Genomic DNA, 18,994 nt, shown 5'->3' on the forward strand with positions numbered 1-18,994 from the left:
GATGATTTCTGGCGCGATTTCAGCCGCTTAGTAAATTAGCGCGCGGGCCAATTTTGTAACTCCTGTCACTCGGATTTAAGAACCATCTTACGGCCTCGAATTTGGGGGCTGCATGTTGGACCTCGGCAGGAACGGACCCTTCACGACCAAGACCGTGCGCTTTGAGTCGGGCGAACGCTTCGTCATGGCGGTGGACAGCGACGGCGTGCCGGTCGATTGGCCGGTCGTCTACGCGTCGGTGTCGCTGCGCGGCCGCGGCCTGATGCTCTCGACGATGCGCAAGGAGATGGACGCGATCTGTCTGCTCCTCAACTGGTGTGCGGTCCGACGCATCTCGCTGGAACAGCGGATCGAGTCGTTGAACCTGTTCTCACTTCCCGAGATCGAGGCGTTGCGCATCGCCTTCCGGGCCGACCTCCGCACCGCCCGCAAGCGGGCGAACGGAGACAAAACCAAAGACCTTCCCGAGATTGTGGGCAACGGACATTGGCGCAACCGGCTCCAGGCCTGCGCGGACTACCTGGTGTGGCGCGTCAACGACGTCATCCTGCGGCTCGACATCAGGGATCCGCGGCGGTTCGAAGCGCGCTTGATGGTGGACAAGCTGCACGAATGGATCGTCGGCGACATCCCAATCTACGAAAACGACCTGCTCGAGGGTTTGAACGAGGAGCAGCGCGAAATCCTGGTGCGCGCGATCACCGTCGGCGACCCCAGCAATCCGTTCAAACCGCGCAACCAGGTGCGGAACGAGGCCCTCTGGCTGTTGTACATCGACGGCGGACTGCGACGGTCCGAGCCGCTTGTCATCAAGACGCGCGACGTTCGCCTGGGCGGCAACGACCCGGGGTTGACCGTCCACCGCAACGCCGACGATCCGAAGGACACACGCGCCCAGCAACCGGTGACGAAAACCAAAGCGCACCCGGTCGAGTTCACGGACCGGCTGCACGACGCCCTGGACGCCTACATCGTTGGCGATCGGCGGACCTATGAGAACGCGAAGACCTCGCCCTTTCTGTTCCTCTCGCAGCAGGGCAAGCCACTGTCCATCGGCGCGGTCGACGCCATGTGCCTTGAACTGAGGAAGGTGCCTGGACTCCCGGCGGATTTCTCGACGCACGTCAACCGCCGGACCTGGAACGACAAGCTCGGAGAGGCGGCGGAAGAGATCAAGATCGCTCCGGAGGTCGAGAAGCAGGTTCGCAATCACGCGATGGGCTGGACGCGTCAATCCGATCAGGGTGCGCGCTACGGCCGCCGGCATATCCGCAAGCGGGCTGCGATGATCCTCGGCGTGATGCAGGACAAGCTCACCAAAGGAGAAGCCGAGTGACCGCAGTCCATCATTCCGCGGTCTCGCTCGGCGACTTTCCGGGCCAAGGTACGATCCATGACCGAGCCAAGCTACCGGTCGATGCGTCCGGATGGGTCTGGAGTCTCAACCATCCGGTTTCCTCGGCCCGTCTGGACTTCCGGAAGCTCGGCATCAAGTCCCCGGGTCTGCTGGTGGCCGTCGTCAAGTACATCGCTGACCTCGTCGCCACGACGTCGGTCGACAGCGTCCGGAACACATTCGAAACGCTGCGCTTCCTGCAACAGTCGGAGCACTTCCGGGATTGCGACGCCGGTGGCGGCTCACTTGATTTGCGATTGATTTCTGAGCTGCGGCTCGTGAATAACTTCGCTGCGTGGCGCCTTCACTACATCCGCGTCTGGTATCGGTGGTGCGCGAAAAGGGACTTCCCGCAGTTCTCCAACGAGATTGCCGGGGAGATGGACGAGGTTAAGATCCCCGGCAACCCCAAGGCGTCGCCGTCCGTACTCGCGATCCGGAGCAAGGGGCGCTCGACGAACTCGAGACCATCGCACTCGTCACCAAGCTCAAGGAGCTCGGGCCCGTCGTGCTATCGGCGTTCGAGAGGGCATTGGTGTGGCTGCCGCTCACCTTCGGATCCAATCCCCTTGCCTTCGCGCTGCTGCGCGAGCAGGACTTCCAATCGATCAAAGAGACCGGAGCTGACCGGATCCACCACTTGCTGAGGATTCCGCGCATCAAGAAGCGCAACCCGTTCTTTCGAGCGGCCTTCCATACCAAGCGGCCTGATCACGTGATCGGAGGGCACATCGCGGCGCTGATCAAGGAAAACGTCGAGTTTCGCCGCGAGAACGGTTGGCCGGAAGGCTGTGCTTTTCCGCTGTTCAGGCGAGCCGAGCCCCAGCCCGCACTGATCAACGGCCCGATGCATGAGTTTGCCATGCATCGCAGCCCTGAAGATATTACCGACACTTTGAAGGCGGCGGTCGCCAAACTTGGGGTCATCTCGCACCGGACGGGAAAGCCCATCAACGTGAACACGATGCGCTTCAGGCGCACGTTTGCGACCCGGGCCGTAGAAGAGAATGTCTCGCCGGCCGAGCTCGCGGCGATGATAGACCACACCGATTTGCAGAATGTGCAGGTCTACTTCGAGACTAGGTCCAGCATCGTCGATCGTCTCGACGCCGCCATGGCGGTCAAGCTGGGGCCGCTCGCCGACGCCTTCATGGGGAAGATCGTGGCGACCGAAGCCGAGGCGGAAAACGGGAGCGACCCGAGCAAGCGCATTCCGTGGTTTCGACGCGTCGCGGGGCGTCTGCCTGAGCGTGCGGGCAATCTCGGCACCTGTGCGTCAGGCCCGTGCAGTCAATTCGCGCCGATCAGCTGCTATACCTGCCGCAAGTTTCAGCCATGGAAGGACGGTCCGCATCGCGAGATCCTGCAATGGCTGTGTGACGAGCGGGAACGGAAGCAGATCGTCGGCGTTCACGATGCGACGATCCTTGCAATCGGCGAGGTGGTGGCCGCGTGCGAGGCAGGAGGCCGGTGATGAACATCATCGCATTTCCCGACCGTCTGGCGCTCGGCGCCCGTGAAAATCTAGCCAATCTGGTCGAGCGAGCCCGGGACATGCAGGTGTTCGGCCCGACGGTCGACTTCGACAACGCAGTGTGGGACCTCACGCATTGCCTCGACCGTAAACCCGGCCAGGCACGCAAGACCGCTGTGCTCTACTTCACCGTCCGTCAGGAAAAGCCCTCGCGAAAGATGGAGGGGCGGACGGAAATGCGCGATTCGTTCGCCCAGTTTGTCAAGGCGATGATCGTTATGAGGCACTTCGCCAGAGGGTCGCTGGCGCTTCATAAGCGCGCAGTCATGGTCGCGCGCGTTCTGTACGAAACGCTGGCTTATTGCGGCCACGATATCGTGGAGGCGCGTCCGGCTGATTTTCTTTCGGCCGCCGCCACCATAGCCAAGGTATACAATGGACACAGCGCGTACGTCTGTGGCGAGGAACTGGAGCGCATCGCGGCATTCATCGACAAGCACCAGATCTGCAAGTCGCCGATCAGGTTTTCCAACCCGATCGAACGGACTGACGGCTACTCTTGGCGTCTGATTGACGACCAGTCGCGCGAGGCGCGCTCCAAAAAGCTTCCGACCGAAGAATACATCGCCGCCGTCGTCGAAGCGAGTATCCAGGTCCGCAACGGAGGAACCGATCCAGATTTGGCTCGAATGGCCGTCCTGGAATGCCTAGTCAGTGCGCCCTGGAGGATCAATGAGCTGCTTGGCGTGCGCGCCGACTGCGAGCGCTGGGACGAGCGTCCAGACGGATCGGTCAAATTCGGAATAGCTCATGAAGGCTCTAAGGACGCCCCCGATGCCGTCAAATTTGTGCCGACGGACATGAAGCCGATTGCCGAACGCGCGGTGAAGGACCTGATCCGGCTGACTGAGCCGTCCCGCGAGATCGCACGCTGGATGGAAGAGCATCCCGGCCGTGCTTGGCTCGCAGAGAGATGGCGCTTGCGCGACCGGACGACGCCGATGACAGCGACGGAGGTGGCTGCGGCCATGGGATTTGCGAACCACAGTGTCGCAACGCTTTGGATGCAGGTGCACGGCCATGCCGCCCGTCGGGAGAAACATCGATCCCTGTACGATCAGGGGCAACTCGAGGACTCGATCCTATCGGACATCGCAGAAGTGATGAAGGAGGTTCCGGAAGGCCGAAAGCTTTCGGAATATCTATTTCTCTTCCCACACAACTATTTTCATCAAAGCAGGGCTGCGGTCCCCTCGATTCCGACGTTCCTGTCGCAGGCTCAGATGCGGGCCTTCCTTGTTGGGGGAGACTGCAAATCGATTTTCGAACGCTTGAAGATTCTCGATTTGAGCGGCAAGCCGTTTAAGGTGCCTTCGCACGGGTTCAGGCATTACCTCAACAACATGGCCAACGAGGGTCTCCTCTCCGATCTCGACATCGCCCGCTGGTCGGGGCGGAAGGATGTCTCCCAGAACGCGGCATACGACCACACAGGCGGGGCGCCGCTCGGCCGCGTCATGCGGAAGCTGGCGAAGACGAAGGCCATGCAAGGGTCGATCGTGGCCACCGTCAAGAAGCTGCGGCTGCGGGAGGACTTCCTGAAAGCGCGGTTCGCGACCGCCCACACCACCGATATTGGCATGTGTGTTTCGGATTGGAGCCTGGCTCCCTGCGCCTCCCACGGGGCCTGCGCGGCCGGCTGCGGCGACCACATGTTGATCAAGGGCAACCAAAAGCACCTACAGCGGACAGAGCAGCTTCTGGCCGAGCACGAGGCTATGCTCGATCAGGCGCGGCAGGCGATGGCCGAAGGCGAGCTCGATGCTGGTCCCTGGGTCGAGCACAACGGGAAGATGGTCGATGGGCTGCGGAAGGCCATCGCGGTGCATAAGGACTCCACTATCGCCGACGGGACGGTGGTTCAGACCTAATGGGCTGAGGTGGCCTGCCGGTAGCTCAGGCGGAAACCGGCTTAAGAGCTCTTTCAGGCGGTCAAAGGGATTGGGTCTCGTGTGGCCGCACAGTAGCTTGGTAAGCTGTCGCACCAGCATCGCCATAATCCGGGCGGCCTGCCGAGTCCTACGGCTTCGGTCCGGGGGCGGTGGGGCCGAACGGCCAGCTCTCGTCCGTTTGCCGCCGGGATGCGACCTCGCGGGCAACATCGTCGACGGTCCAGCCGTTCATGTCCTGGATTTCCGGCGGCGCGTCTTCGCCGTTGACGAGCTGGCCGCCGCACACGGTGAACGCCACGCCGTCGTCGGAGATGGACATTCCGAGAGAACGGACCAATTTCAGTTGCTCGCTGTATTTCATGACTGGGATTCCGGGGTTCGGGTGGCCCGTCGGCCGCTTGGACGCATGCGTCTCTCCTTTGGAGACATCATCGTGCCTGACCGCGCAAGAGACAACCTCATCGGCAAGAAGCCACCACGGACTCCGGCATGAACGACCGGAGTAACGACCGCTTTGTCTGGAATGCTGCACTGGCTCGAACATCTGATCGCCCAGTCTTTCGTTTTTCCGGTCGGCGGACTAGCATCCCACAAGCCAAGGAGATCAACCATCATGTTGGCAGTTGTAGCGACGCAGGGGAGCGATGCGCGGCATCCGGACGACCTCGTCGTTTGGCCGGACGGGTTTTGGGTGACTCTTGATGAGCTGCGGAGCGGCGATTTCAACCATCGCTCTGACGATTTTGAAGTGGTACCCCACGACGACCGGGCGCGCACGCGGGAACTCGGCGTTGAGGGCGTTTGACGTTAACCGATGACGCACTGAAGGGAACAGAGTCGTGTTTGCTTGGAAACGATTGTCCGACGGCAACATCTCGCAGGAGATCACCGCCGGCACGGCTGAAGAGCTGTTCGAAGCGGCGGGGTTCGGAGCAGTCCGCGTCAACGAGCCCATCAAGGGCTTTCTTGCAGTGCCGGTCGAACAACGGGACGGGATGCTCGTCGAACGTCCATCCCCATCGCAAACCTTGTCCATGTAGTCCACGCGCCGACTCGGACGGGGTAAGCTGCAAGCCGGCTTGGCCATCGCATGACTTCCTGAAATCGAAGCCTGGCATCATCAGTCTGATCCCCGGAGCCGCCGTCGCAGGCGTCCCGCAGGCACCGGCGCGCGGAGCACGCAAGGGCGAAGAGCGAAGCGTCCCTTGCGGGCGAGCACGACGGTGCCAAGGAAGGGCCGAAGACGAAGGCGCTCGGAGGCAGACGTCCTGATCCCTGTGTGAGCCCGAGCAAACTTCGGTGGGTCACAACATTCAGACCGATTTGGCGTCGGCCCCATCGCCATCCAGCGTCGATTTTGAACCGTGAGATAGCTCTAAAGACTGTGCTTCCGCTGCCAGTCCTCTATCTGCTCGATCATCTGCACGAGACTTTGCTTGCGATAGCGTTCGTCGATCCGCTGGTCGTCCTGGAAGTGACGTAAAATATCCAGCACGTCGACGCCGAGCTCGTTCTTGGCGGCTTTTCCGAACCTGTCTGACCGGAGGTACTCGAAGACGTCAGAGAGACAGCTCTTCGCCTCCTTCCAGTCACCTTCTTCCAACGCATCGACAATGTAGACACGAACGATCGCGATGGCGGCATGGAGCTGAGCCCATGCAAAGCTGTCCCGCCGGCCGAGCATCGGATGGAGCATGTTTGCGATGCGGCTTTTCAGGCAAAGAACCGGGTGAAGGACAGGGATCTGAGCCCGACACTCCTTTCCGTCGACTTCCGCGGTGGCCTCGATGACAGCTACGCCCCTTTCGAGTTCGCGACGGGTCACGCCCAGGACGCCGTTGAGGAAATCGATCTTCAGAGGCTTGCCGTTGACGGTCGCCAGGACGACGGCCGAGTGCGGCGTGTTCATGTCGTCAAGCGTCGCCTTGATCACCTTGCCGCCGAGTGCCGCAGCCAGGCTCTCCGCTGCTTTAACCGAGCCGAAATAGTCGAGGTCGCGACTCGTAAGCGGCTGGTCCTGTCGTAGGGCGGGATCCTTGTCCCGATAGTACCAAGCCCACAGATTCGTGGCTTGCCCGCCGATCACGAACGTGGCGTCGTCGACCGTCAGTTTGGATGCTATCTGGATAACTTCGGCGGCCCCGAAGCGGGGCTGGTCCGTCTCGTCAGTCATCGATCCTTATGCGGGCGCGCCGTACGACAAGCCTCGCTTTGGACCGGTCAAGGACGGAGAAGAAGCCATTTGCTTCGCGAAGATCTGAGGCTTTCACCTCGCCACGCGCAAGGCGTGCTTCATCGTTTCGTCGGGAGATCTCTTTCTCCAGGCGGCGATCCTCGTACCGAAATCCGGCCTCAAAACCCATCGGATCGAACCTTTCCTCGCGACACTAATGTCGCCCGCATCCTTTCAATGTCAAGTTAACGCGGCAAACGGGACTGTAGCTGCTCTGCCGGCAAGCGAAAATGCCCCTCACGAGGGCCCGGTTCCGTTCTTCAAATCGCCGAAATCGACCCGGGCTGGCCGAAATCCCTCGACTTCCCGGCGGTTGTATGGCAGTTTATATCGCCAGATAACACACTTTCAACGAGATAGAAAAACGCTTGTATACCCCGATGACCAGGGAGCAGCGGCGGCTGGTGGAGACCATGCGCTCCACCACGCTCGAGTTTGCCGCGCTCGCCCGCTCGCGGGACGAGTTCGGCGGGGGCATGCAGTGGCTGAAGGTCAAAAAATTTGAATACCTGACGCGGTACCGGCGGGATCCGGTCACCGGCGAGCAGAAGGCAGCCTCGATCGGCCGCCGGTCGCCCGAGACCGAGGCGATCTACGACCGTTTCATCAAAGAACGGGCCGAGCTGGATCGGCAGATCTCGGCCCTGCGGCCGACAATCGCCGAGCAGACCAGGATGGCGCGGGCGCTGCGACTGTCCCGCGCCCCGGAAGAGGTCGGCGCCGTGGCGCGCGCCATAGGCCTGTCCGAGCTGATCGATCACATCACCATCATCGGCGAGGCCGCCGTCTACGCTTACGAATGCGAGATGGCCGCGCTCCTGCCGCGCGAGATGCTGCCGGACGACGGCATGGACCTCCTGGTCGCCGGCGTGCACCCGACCGACGTGGTCGACGAGCTGCTAGCGGTGCTGAGGCGCGCCAAGATCTATGTGCGCTTGGCTCACCTCTCCGAAGATCTTGCCGTGGCCGAACTTCGGACCGAGGAAGGCCTAAGCATCCGGCTCTACACGATGTCGACCCTTGGCGGCCTGATCGACCGATATGCGGAGAGTTCGGCGTACGGCGCGGAGGCGGTGCGGTGGGCGCTCGACCTGCCGGTGATGCATTCGATGCTGGTCGACCGCAACGGGCGTGCCGCCACGGTCGCGGTTCTCGAGCCGCGGGCCTACTGCCTGCTGCGCTTTGTGGCCCTCGACGTCGAGGAGATGTCGCTGATCCGGCGCGAGGCCTCAGCCGAGCTCAACGCCACAATGGTGAAGCTCGTCCACGAGCGGTGGACCGAGCCATTTATCGAGGACCACGTTCAGACCATTGGTCCGCTCCACGACCTGTTGGGCGAGGACGGTTTCCCTTCCGCGCCACGGATGTAGGCGCCGAAGATTTCTAGGATTTGATTATCGCCACCCCATGATGCGGGGGTGCGGAAGATCTTGATCGGCGTCGAGGGTCGTGAGGCCCGCGGCTATGTGCTTTCGTATCGCGATGTAGGTGTACCGTGACGCGTGTGGTGGGACCCGATTCCCACTCCGAGGTAGAATCAGTTTACTCATCGAATCCTTCAACTGATCCTTCGAAGGATACGATGGGCAAGGTGCCTCGGGGCTGGGACACGATCATGCCGCGCGGGCGCAAGCGCCCGGTCCGCAACGGCTGGCGCTCGGCGCCGGCCGGCAAGAAGCGGCTGCTCATCAAAGAGAAGACCGAGTCGCGGATTCGAGACATCATCGAGGACTGGAAGGAGCCCAAGATTACCTGGGCAGCCGTCGTCCAGGTCGTGAACCTTGAGTTCAAGGGCAACTGGACGCGAGTCGCGATCGCCAAGCATCCGAAACTTCAGACGGCCTTCCGGGCTACGAAAAAGAGGCTCCGCGCCTTAGCCGGCCGACCGCGCAAAGCGGAAGGTGACGGAACCGTAGAGGTCCTCAAGAAGCAGATACGATCCTTGAGAGAAGAGAACCAAAAACTGCGGGCGACCAATGCAACCCTTGAAGAGCGTTATGTGCGCTGGAAGACCAACGCTTATCTGAATGGCTGGTCGATCAAGAAGCTCGACGAGAAACTCGATAAGCCCGGCCGCGGACAGACCGACAAGGATCGGTGAGCGCTTCGGGCGGGTAGCATTCGGAGGACGACGTGGCGGATTCCAAGTCTGGCGGCGCGATCGGCGCCGAGAACGTCGATCGCTTGAAGAGTTATCTCGATGCTCTCGAACGGGAAAGCCGGCCGCTCCCCATGCGAGGCGGCGAGCCCAACCGTTCCGCCATCGCGCTCGCCTGCGGGTTCGACCGCCAGGTCCTGTACAAGAATCCAGCCGCAAAGGCGCTGCTCGAAGCCGCGGTCGAGAAGCTGGACACCGGTGTAGCGCAGGACGACGAGGCCAAGCCCGAGCCGAAGTCCGACCGTCGGGATCGCCGCATCCTCTCGCTCGAGCAGCAGAACGCCGCGCTGCGCGCCGAAAACGCCGGCCTGCGGGAGAAGTTGCGTCGCCTGGAGCAGGTCGAGGACATCATGGTCACGACGGGACGTCGCGTGTCATGAAGTCCCGTCCCTCAGAGCCGACCTGCGAACAGCAAGACCGTCGCGTTGCAGCCGGATCGAGGCGTCATGTTTGAGACCACGGGCCGCCATGCCAAGTCGGGCGAGACCATCGTGCGTCATCTGGCCGAGGAGCCGGCGTTCGAAGGCATCGGCTATGCGACCGCGGCCAAGCTATGGAAGTCGTTCGGCGACAATCTCTATGCACTGCTCGGCAATGGTGATGCCGTGCGCCTGGCCGATGTCCTGGGCGCGGACCGAGCCGAAAGGTTGGTGCTGGCGTGGCGGGAGAAGCTGGCCGAAGGCGACATCGTCGTCTGGCTTGATGAACACGGGTTCGACGCACGACTTGCCAAGAAGATCATCCGTCTGTGGGGCGCAGACGCTGCCGCCAAGCTGCGAGAATCGCCCTACGTGATGATGGCCTTGGCCGATTGGGCGATGGTCGATGCCGCTGGCCGAAAGATCGGCGTTTCTACCGACGATCCGAGGCGCCTCGTCGCGGCCGTGGAGGCTGTGCTCTACGCTCGGCTGGACCAGCACCACACCTGGATCGGACATCGCGATCTCATCGCCGCGGTCGGCCGTCTGCTGAAGTGCCTTCCGGCCAAGGCCGAGGAGGCCCTGGCGGCCGCTGTCGCACAGCGGGCGGCGATCCCGATCGGAGGCGGCTTCCAGGCCGCCGGGGCGCACATGATGGAGCGCTACGTCGCGGACCGGATCCGGGAGATGCTCGCCGAGCCCGCCATGGGCGACCTGATCGCCCGCGAGGTTTCCGACGGCGAGCTCCATGCGTGGCTCGATCGGCAAGACCTGGGCGTGGCGCTCGACGACGAGCAGCGGGAGGCCGTCCGGATTGCAGTCCAAGAGCGCTTCGGCATCGTCCGTGGGGGCGCTGGCGTAGGCAAAACCACGGTTCTGAAGGCTGTTGCCAGTGCGTGCGCGGCGTTCGGCCGGACGACGCACATGATGGCTCTGGCGGGCCGTGCCGCCGTCCGCATCGCCGAGGCGACGGGCTGGCCGGCCTCGACCATCGCCGCCTTTTTGAAGGCGGTCGAAGCGAGGTCGATCGCGCTCGGCCCGGAATCTCTGGTCGTCCTCGACGAGGCCTCGATGGTCGACCTGCCGACCATGTACCGGATCCTGCGGTCCCTGCCGGACGGCTGCCGGCTGCTGCTGGTGGGCGACCCGGGCCAGCTCCCGCCGATCCAGTTTGGCCTGGTGCTGCATGTGCTGGTCGAGCGGAACGAGATCCCCTCGGTCGAGCTCACCCGCGTCTACCGCCAGACCGAGGCGACGGGCATTCCCGCCGTCGCCAGCGCGGTGCGAGCCGGCCGGCTGCCCAGCTTACCGGATAAGGTCGACGCTGCCAGCCACGGGGTCGCGCTGATCTCGTCGAACGAGCTTTCCACCGACCAGATCGTCGACGTGGTCGCCGACCTCGGCGGCTTCGCGGAGGACCTGCGGATTGTCTGCGCCGTGAAGGCCGGCCCGGCCGGCACCGAGGCGCTGAACGCGCGCTTCCACGACATCTTCGCGGTGGGAAAGTGCCGACATCCAGGCAGGCGCTTGGCCGAGGGCGAGCCGGTGATGTTCCTGCGGAACGACTATCAGCGTGATCTTCGCAACGGCAGCCTCGGTCGTATCACCGCGATCGAGGACGGAAAGGTCACGGCGAACTTCGACGGGGCTGAGCAGGAGCTGAGCGGTCCGGCGCTCGACGATCTCGCGCTGGCCTATGCGATTACGGTGCACAAGGCGCAGGGCTCCAGCTTCCGGAAGGTCGTCATCCCGATCCAGAAAACGCGGCTGCTCGACCGGTCGCTAGTCTACACCGCGGTCACCCGTGCCACGGACCTGGCGGTCATGGTCGGCGACGGCGAGGTCTTGAAGCAGGCTCTGTACCGAGACGCCCACGCCGAACGGCGAGAGACCGCGTTGGGATTGCTATTGGATCCTTCGCGCTCGACCACTGCGTCCTGATCGATCCAAGGATTCGACTGCACCGAAAACCGGGGCTCCTGGTCTCCGGAGTGAAAAGCGCGACTATTATGTGGAGATATGTGGAGAAGCGGGCGACCGCTCTATCTCGACTGCCATGTGCCCGATACGGTCGGTTTGTGACTGTTTTGTTGACAAACCGTTGACCGACCAGGGGGCTTTCGTAGTCGGATCAACGGACTAACACACACAGTTACAAAACGGACCCCATTCTTCATTTCTGAGACGAGCCGTTCTAAGGCCTGGTAACAGTAGCCGCTGGTCGCGAGAGGAAACGGCCGGCTCGGCTTTCAAGTATTCGGACCAAGACGGGATCCATGAATTCATAGTCGTCCGGAATGTCGAGGCAGATGACCCGCTTGTTATTCAGGCTGGAGCGGAATTTCCGGTTCAGCTTGTTACGGTGGGTCTTCTCCATGACGAAGATGATGTCAGCCCATTCGACCTGCTCGGACGACAACAACACGTCCGCGTCGTTAGAGATGCCGGCCGAGTCGGCCTCGATGCCCGGCCAAGTCGAAAAGACTTGTTCAGCGGTAGGGCTGCGGAGGCGATTGGCACTGCAGACGAATAGGACGTTCGTCACTCTGACCGTTCCACGGGAGGGACCGGGATAATCCGATCGACCTAGGTCTAGATACACGCCTTTTGGTAGCCGGCGGAATCTTCGACGCCCCCACGTTGGCGTTGGCTGAGAGGGCGCCTCTCCTATCAAAATTGTCGGCTCGCCTGAAATGGCAGGATTCCTTACCAATTAACGGGTAAAGCTCGATTTTTCCGGGCTTGCCTCATGTGCTGCCCTCAAGCCTTTGACGAGGGGGGATGTGAATAGTACTAACTTGATGTTAATTCTATTCACATGGGTCGGCCGTCGATCGGAGAAAGTCCTGCATGAGCGTTGCGCCGCTGCTTGAGGCCGCCCCAGCGATCCCGCTGCACGCCTTTGCCGCCATGGCCGCCTTCGTGCTCGGCCTCGTTCAGTTTGCCGCCCCCAAGGGAACGCTGCCGCACCGGACGATCGGCTGGATCTGGCTGGGGCTCATGGCGGTCGTGGCGGCATCGTCGTTCTGGATCCACCAGATCCGCCTGGTCGGGCCGTTCAGCCCGATCCATCTCCTATCGATCTTCACGCTGGTGATGCTACCGCTCGCGGTGTGGCGCGCGCACACCCATCGGGTCGCCGATCACCGGCGCATCATGATCATGACGTTCGTCGGCGCGCTCGTCATTGCCGGGCTGTTCACCCTCATGCCTGGACGGATCATGCATGCCGTGGTTTTCGGGCCGTAGCGATCGCCGAAATCGAGGTCCCGCCAGTACCCGAAATGGAGCGCGCGAACAGTCTCCCGCCAACCCGGTAAGTGCATGAAAAAACGAAGGGAAAAAGCGCTTCCCTTGGCCTCGCAAGGGTGGTTATCAGGGGCTCGATGCGCTATATGATTCCCAGATAAAATCTCACCGGATTTCCCCTTGGCTGACGACGACAACAAGCCCGGCGACCAGCCGGCGCAACCCTCGGACATTCGCCCCGTTTCCATCTACGAGGAGATGAAAAAGTCCTATCTCGATTACGCGATGAGCGTGATCGTGGCGCGTGCGCTGCCTGATGCGCGCGACGGGTTGAAGCCGGTTCATCGTCGCATCCTCTACTCGATGAACGAGCAGGGGCACACGCCCGACAAGAAGTACGTCAAGTCGGCGCGCGTGGTCGGTGACGTCATCGGTAAGTATCATCCGCATGGCGACCAGTCGATCTACGACGCCATGGTCCGGATGGCGCAGGACTTCTCGATGCGCGTGCCGCTCATCGACGGCCAGGGCAATTTCGGCTCGGTCGACGGCGATCCCCCGGCGGCCTATCGGTACACCGAAGCGCGACTGACGAAGGCGGCGTTGGCTCTGCTGGCCGACATCGACAAGGACACCGTCGACTTCCAGCCGAACTACGACAATAACGAAACCGAGCCGTCGGTCCTGCCGGCCAAGTTCCCGAACCTCCTCGTCAACGGCGCCGGCGGCATCGCGGTCGGCATGGCGACCAACATCCCGCCGCACAATCTCGGCGAGGTCATCGACGCCTGCGTCGCGTTGATCGACAACCCCGCGCTTACCATCGACGAACTCATCAACATCGTTCCGGGACCGGATTTCCCGACCGGCGGCGTCATTCTCGGGCGGGCGGGCATCCGCGCCGCCTATCACCTCGGCCGCGGCTCGATCGTCATGCGCGGCAAGGTCGCGATCGAGACCATCCGCAAGGAGCGCGAGGCGATCATCATCACCGAGATTCCCTACCAGGTGAACAAGGCGACGATGGTCGAGCGCATCGCCGAGTTGGTCAAGGAAAAGAAGATCGAGGGCATCGGCGACCTGCGCGATGAATCCGACCGCGACGGCTACCGTGTCGTCATCGAATTGAAGCGCGACGCCGTGCCGGATGTGGTGCTGAATCAGCTGTACCGATTCACGCCGCTGCAGACGAGCTTCGGCGTCAACATGGTGGCGCTCGACAGCGGCCGTCCGCGGATCATGCATCTGAAGGACCTGCTGGCGATCTTCGTCGACTTCCGCGAGCGGGTCGTCACGCGACGCACCAAGTTCCTGCTCGCCAAGGCGCGCGATCGCGCCCACATCCTGGTTGGACTGGCGATCGCGGTCGCCAATATCGACGAGATGATCCGCGTCATCCGGACTTCGCCCGACCCGACCACTGCCCGCGACACCCTGATGTCGCGCGACTGGCCGGCACGGGACGTCGAGGACATGCTCACGTTGATCGACGATCCGCGCCACCGCATCAGCGAGGACGGCACGATCCGGCTGTCGATGGAACAGGCGAGGGCCATTCTCGACCTGCGCCTTCAGCGCCTCACCGCACTCGGCCGCGACGAAATCCGCGACGAGCTCGACAAGCTCGCCGGCGAGATCGCCGACTATCTCGACATCCTGCGCTCGCGCGCCCGCGTGCTGGGCATCATCAAGTCCGAACTCGCCGAAGTGAAGGCCGAGTTCGCGACCCCGCGCCGCACCGTGATCATCGAGCAGGAGGGCGAGGTCGAGGACGAGGACCTGATCCAGCGCGAGGACATGGTCGTCACCGTCTCCCACGCCGGCTACGTCAAGCGCGTGCCGCTGTCGGCCTACCGGGCGCAGCGCCGCGGCGGCAAGGGCCGCGCCGGCATGCAGACCCGCGACGAGGATTTCGTCAGCCGCCTGTTCGTGGCGTCGACGCACACGCCGGTGCTGTTCTTCTCGTCGCGCGGCCAGGTCTACAAGGAGAAGGTCTGGCGCCTGCCGATGGCTGCGCCGAACGCGCGCGGCAAGGCGCTCATCAACATCCTGCCGCTGGAGCAGGGCGAGCGCATCACCACCATCATGCCGCTGCCGGAGGATGAATCGACCTGGGGCAACCTCGACGTGATGTTCGCCACCACCGGCGGCAACGTCCGGCGCAACAAGCTGTCCGATTTCGTCGACGTCCGCCGCTCCGGCATCATCGCCATGAAGCTGGACGAGAATGAAGCGATCGTGGACGTGCAGATCTGCACCGAGCGCGACGATGTGCTGCTGACGGGCGCCGGCGGCCAGTGCATCCGCTTCCCTGTCCCCGACGTGCGCGTGTTCACCGGCCGCACTTCGATGGGCGTGCGCGGCATTGCACTTGCCGAAGGCGACAAGGTGATCTCGCTGGCCATCTTGCGCCACATGGAGACCACCTCGGACGAACGTTCGGCCTATTTGAAGATGCGCCGTGCGGTGGCCGGCGAAGCCGTGGCCGACGAGGCTCCGGCGGATGCCGAGGGCGAAGAGACGACCTCCGGCAGCTTCCAGCTCCCGCAGGAGCGCTATGTCGAGATGTCGGCGGCCGAGCAGGTCGTGCTCACCGTCTCCGTCAACGGCTACGGCAAGCGGACCTCGTCCTACGAGTACCGCACCACGGGCCGCGGCGGCAAAGGCATCGTCGCCATGAGCGTCAACAACCGCAACGGCAATCTGGTGGCGTCCTTCCCCGTGGAGGATGCTGATCAAATCATGCTGGTCACCGACAAGGGCCAGCTGATCCGCTGCCCGGTCGAAGGCATCCGCATCGCCGGCCGCTCGACCCAGGGCGTGATCGTGTTCGACACCGCCGAGGACGAGCACGTCGTCTCGGTCGAGCACATCACGGAAGAGGCCGAGAGCGGGAATGGGGCAAATGGGGAGTCAAACGGGGAGTGACGCGTGGCCCCGTAGCCCGGATGGAGCGTAAGCGAAATCCGGGGCTCCGCATGCTTGGCAAGAAACCCGGATTGCGCTTCGCTCCATCCGGGCTACTGCACTGACTAGCTAAATCTCCAGCTCCGTGCCGAACTCCACCACCTGCCTGGTCGGCACGCCGAAGAACGCGGCGGAGCGTTCGGCGTTGCGCTGGAGGAAGGCGAACAGTCCTTCGCGCCAGACCCACATGCCCGGGATGTCCTCGCTCGGGATGATGGTTTCGCGGCCGACATAGTAGGTGATGTCGGAGAGGTCGATGCCGGGCAGCTTGCCCTGGCGGCAGGCGAGCGTCAGGCCCGCATAGATCGTCGGATTCTGCATGAAACCGTAGTGCAGGACCACGCGGGTGATACCGGGAACGATCTCGATCACCTCGGCACGGTCCTCATCGGTGATGTGCGGGGATTCCTCGATCAGCACGGTGACGAGGACGATGCGCTCATGCAGCACGTGGTTGTGCTTGACGAATTGCGTCAGCGCCAGCGGCACGCCGCGCGGCGCGGATGCCAGGAAGACGGCGGTCCCGGGCAGTCTGGCGCGGCACTTGTTGACCGCGGTCTCGATCAGGTCCTCCTCGGGCTGGCGCAGCTTGGCGCGCGCCGCCTCGACCAGCTTCACGCCGCTGCGCCAGGTCAGCATCATGAAGGCGACGAGGGCCGCGAGCAGCAGCGGAAACCAGCCGCCCTCGAACAGCTTGATCGAATTGGCGGAGAAGAAGATCACGTCGATCACGAAGAAGAAACCGTTGACGGCGACCACGATCCACGGCGAATAGCCCCACTGGATCGCGACCAGGGCCGCGAGCAGCGTGGTGATCGCCATCAGCAGCGACACCGCGATGCCATAGGCGCCGGCGAGCGCTTCCGAGGTGCCGAAGCTCAGGACCGCGCCGAGCGTTGCGGCAGCGAGCAGCCAGTTCACCAGCGGCACGTAGATCTGGCCCATCGCATGGCTCGTGGTGTGGCGGATCTGCATGCGCGGCAGGAAGCCGAGCTGGATCGATTGCTGGGTCAGCGAGAACACGCCGGAGATGATCGCCTGCGAGGCGATCACGGTCGCGAGCGCCGAGAAGGCGACCAGCGGATAGTGCAGGGCGTCCGGGCAGAGCTGGAAGAATGGGTTCTCGATCATCGCGGGATCGGTGATCAGCAGCGCGGCCTGTCCAAAATAGTTCAGCACCAGCGCGGGCAGGCAGATCGCGAACCAGGCAAGCCGGATCGGGAAGCGTCCGAAATGCCCCATGTCGGCGTACATGGCTTCACCGCCGGTCACCGCCAGGAAGGCGGCGCCGAGGATCGCGAAGGAGATGTGGAAGTCCTGGTGGATCAGGAAGTTGAAGGCATAGAGCGGGCTCAGTGCCGCGAGCACCGCCGGCGCCTTGACGATGCCGTGGACGCCGAGCGCGGCCAGCACGAAGAACCAGGCCAGCATCACCGGCCCGAAGATGCGGCCGATGAAACCCGTGCCCTGCTTCTGGATCATGAACAGCCCGATCAGGATCGCGACGGTGATGGGCACCACCACAGGCGCGAGCGAGGGGGCGTCGACCTTGAGACCCTCGATGGCTGAGAGCACCGAGATCGCCGGGGTGATCGCGCCGTCGCCATAGAGTAGGGCGGCGCCGACGAGTCCGACGACGAGGAGATGCGCGCGCCAGGTGCCGGACTGGGCGTGGCGGGCATGCAGCAGCGCCAGCAGCGCGACGATGCCGCCTTCGCCGCGATTGTCCGCGCGCAGGATCAGCAGCGCATACTTCAACGAGATGATCAGCAGCAGGGCCCAGAGGATCAACGAGGCAACGCCCAGGACAGCTTCGGGAGTCACCGTCGCGCCATGGGCGGCCGCCTTGGCGGCTTCCTTCAGGGCGTAGAGGGGGCTGGTGCCGATATCGCCATAGACCACCCCGAGGGCGCCCATGGTCATGGCAATCGGCAGAGGGTCAGGGTGATGGCCGGAAACGACTGCGGGCGTACTGGACAAGGTCGACCCCCCGATGGGATCGCGCCCGCCGGGCCATTCCGACGGGCGCGAGCATCAGACAGTCTGCGACGAGACGTCGCAAATATCCATGGGATTTATCTCGGGCTTTATATGACGCGAAGCTGACAGCGTCGACTACGGGGTCCGGTCGGCGGTCACGAGGCGCGCCTCGCGGATATTGGCCTTGGTGCCGGCCTGACGCAGGCAGGACGCCTCGAAGTTCGGCCAAGCCTGCTGCGAGCAGTCCTTGCCGATGGTGCGGATATCGAGGCGGTCGCTCTTGGCCAGCGGCTGCGGGACGCTCGCTTCGACGGTCGGAGCGAAACCGGGAAGGACGGTGAGAGCGGCGGCAACGAACGCAGCAATGGCGATGGCCGAGATGGTCTTGATCATTGACGGTCCCCTGTGATGCGGCCGCTACGCCCAGTTGTGCGGCCCGTCATTCGTTGGGCGGATTAGTAACCATGGCCAGTTTCCGGACGTCTTCGCGGACGCCCGAAATGGTTTCGTTCGCACTCCGTTTTGTTTCATGGCCGCCCGGAGGACGAAACAATTCGGGGGATTCCGACACGGCGCCGCCGAAAAACCGGCAGGGAACCTGTCTGGCTTGCCGGGCCGGGCCGGGCGCGGTAGGACGGGGTCATGCCGCGCATTGCCTTCTACCCGGGTTCCTTTGACCCCATCACCAACGGCCATCTGGACGTGGTCCGGAACAGTGTCCCCCTGTGCGATCGGCTCGTGGTCGCGATCGGGGTCCATCCCGGCAAGAAGCCGCTGTTCTCGACTGAGGAGCGGCTCAAGATGCTCCATGACGTCTGCGGGCCGGTCGCGGCCCAGGTCGGCTGCACGCTTGATGCCGTGACCTACGACGATCTTGCGGTCACTGCGGCACGCAGGCACGGCGCGACCGTCATGATTCGAGGTCTGCGCGACGGCACCGACCTCGACTACGAGATGCAGCTCGCCGGGATGAACGGCGCCATGGCGCCCGACGTCCAAACCGTGTTCCTGCCGGCCTCCCCGGCCGTCCGCCCAATTACCGGCACGTTGGTGCGTCAAATCGCGGCCATGGGCGGAGATATCTCGACCTTCGTGCCGCCGCTCGTCGCCAACCTGCTCAAGGCCAAATTCGCCGGATAACGGCGCAATTCTTCATCCTACCTGAT

17 protein-coding genes are annotated in these 18,994 nt (G+C 63.3%); 12 read left to right on the forward strand and 5 right to left on the reverse strand.

All coding sequences use genetic code 11. From position 1 onward, the window contains the following. Positions 1–112: 112 nt before the first annotated feature. The 3 genes from OWC48_RS05360 to OWC48_RS05370 all read left to right on the forward strand — a co-directional run bounded on the left by OWC48_RS05360 (position 113) and on the right by OWC48_RS05370 (position 4,801). Complete coding sequence (locus tag OWC48_RS05360) at positions 113–1,336, forward strand: tyrosine-type recombinase/integrase (protein WP_282519030.1); 1,224 nt, start codon at positions 113–115, stop codon at positions 1,334–1,336. Between the two features lie 592 nt (positions 1,337–1,928). Then, positions 1,929–2,870: a hypothetical protein gene (locus OWC48_RS05365; protein WP_282519031.1), complete on the forward strand. Its 942-nt coding sequence runs from the start codon at positions 1,929–1,931 to the stop codon at positions 2,868–2,870. Further along, complete coding sequence (locus OWC48_RS05370) at positions 2,870–4,801, forward strand: hypothetical protein (RefSeq protein WP_282519032.1); 1,932 nt, start codon at positions 2,870–2,872, stop codon at positions 4,799–4,801. Before OWC48_RS05365 ends, OWC48_RS05370 begins: the two co-directional genes overlap by 1 nt. A gap of 148 nt (positions 4,802–4,949) precedes the next feature. Here the strand turns inward: OWC48_RS05370 and OWC48_RS05375 are convergent, their stop codons facing one another. After that, a complete protein-coding gene (locus OWC48_RS05375; RefSeq protein WP_282519033.1) occupies positions 4,950–5,183 on the reverse strand; it encodes a hypothetical protein in 234 nt (77 codons plus the stop codon). A gap of 252 nt (positions 5,184–5,435) precedes the next feature. Here OWC48_RS05375 and OWC48_RS05380 point away from each other — a divergent pair, with 252 nt between their 5' ends. Next, the gene (locus OWC48_RS05380) at positions 5,436–5,627 is read left to right on the forward strand and encodes a hypothetical protein (RefSeq protein WP_282519034.1); all 192 of its coding nucleotides are present in this window, start codon (positions 5,436–5,438) and stop codon (positions 5,625–5,627) included. Between the two features lie 52 nt (positions 5,628–5,679). Continuing rightward, positions 5,680–5,862, forward strand: a complete 183-nt coding sequence (locus tag OWC48_RS05385; protein WP_282519035.1) for a hypothetical protein — start codon at positions 5,680–5,682, stop codon at positions 5,860–5,862. Positions 5,863–6,197: 335 nt separating this feature from the next. Here OWC48_RS05385 and OWC48_RS05390 read toward each other — a convergent pair whose 3' ends face one another. Beyond that, positions 6,198–6,995, reverse strand: a complete 798-nt coding sequence (locus tag OWC48_RS05390; protein ID WP_282519036.1) for a hypothetical protein — start codon at positions 6,993–6,995, stop codon at positions 6,198–6,200. Between the two features lie 428 nt (positions 6,996–7,423). Between OWC48_RS05390 and OWC48_RS05395 the strand changes: the two genes are divergently transcribed. From OWC48_RS05395 to OWC48_RS05410, 4 genes are all read left to right on the forward strand, one after another. Next, a complete protein-coding gene (locus OWC48_RS05395; RefSeq protein ID WP_282519037.1) occupies positions 7,424–8,425 on the forward strand; it encodes a GSU2403 family nucleotidyltransferase fold protein in 1,002 nt (333 codons plus the stop codon). 212 nt (positions 8,426–8,637) lie between these two features. Beyond that, entirely contained in the window at positions 8,638–9,156 is a 519-nt protein-coding gene (locus OWC48_RS05400; protein WP_282519038.1) for a hypothetical protein, read from the forward strand. Between the two features lie 32 nt (positions 9,157–9,188). Beyond that, entirely contained in the window at positions 9,189–9,593 is a 405-nt protein-coding gene (locus tag OWC48_RS05405) for a DUF6262 family protein (RefSeq protein ID WP_282519039.1), read from the forward strand. Between the two features lie 66 nt (positions 9,594–9,659). After that, entirely contained in the window at positions 9,660–11,573 is a 1,914-nt protein-coding gene (locus OWC48_RS05410) for an AAA family ATPase (RefSeq protein WP_282519040.1), read from the forward strand. Between the two features lie 253 nt (positions 11,574–11,826). On the opposite strand, the gene OWC48_RS05415 is transcribed toward OWC48_RS05410, so the two are convergent. Next, entirely contained in the window at positions 11,827–12,177 is a 351-nt protein-coding gene (locus OWC48_RS05415; protein WP_282519041.1) for a low molecular weight protein tyrosine phosphatase family protein, read from the reverse strand. Between the two features lie 305 nt (positions 12,178–12,482). Between OWC48_RS05415 and OWC48_RS05420 the strand changes: the two genes are divergently transcribed. Then, positions 12,483–12,881: a DUF2306 domain-containing protein gene (locus tag OWC48_RS05420; RefSeq protein WP_282519042.1), complete on the forward strand. Its 399-nt coding sequence runs from the start codon at positions 12,483–12,485 to the stop codon at positions 12,879–12,881. A gap of 180 nt (positions 12,882–13,061) precedes the next feature. Beyond that, on the forward strand, positions 13,062–15,809 hold the full coding sequence (gene gyrA, locus OWC48_RS05425; protein WP_282519043.1) for a DNA gyrase subunit A: 2,748 nt from the start codon (positions 13,062–13,064) through the stop codon (positions 15,807–15,809). Between the two features lie 108 nt (positions 15,810–15,917). On the opposite strand, the gene OWC48_RS05430 is transcribed toward gyrA, so the two are convergent. Further along, positions 15,918–17,771, reverse strand: a complete 1,854-nt coding sequence (locus OWC48_RS05430) for a potassium transporter Kup (RefSeq protein WP_085404697.1) — start codon at positions 17,769–17,771, stop codon at positions 15,918–15,920. 192 nt (positions 17,772–17,963) lie between these two features. Then, positions 17,964–18,221, reverse strand: coding sequence for a hypothetical protein (locus OWC48_RS05435; protein ID WP_014495112.1), 258 nt, complete (start codon positions 18,219–18,221; stop codon positions 17,964–17,966). A 249-nt stretch (positions 18,222–18,470) separates the two neighbouring features. Between OWC48_RS05435 and coaD the strand changes: the two genes are divergently transcribed. Continuing rightward, the gene (gene coaD, locus OWC48_RS05440) at positions 18,471–18,968 is read left to right on the forward strand and encodes a pantetheine-phosphate adenylyltransferase (protein WP_014495113.1); all 498 of its coding nucleotides are present in this window, start codon (positions 18,471–18,473) and stop codon (positions 18,966–18,968) included. Positions 18,969–18,994: the final 26 nt, after the last annotated feature.

Origin of the sequence: Bradyrhizobium sp. Arg816 (genome assembly GCF_029989365.1) — a bacterium.
In the GTDB taxonomy this organism is placed as follows: Bacteria; Pseudomonadota; Alphaproteobacteria; order Rhizobiales; family Xanthobacteraceae; genus Bradyrhizobium.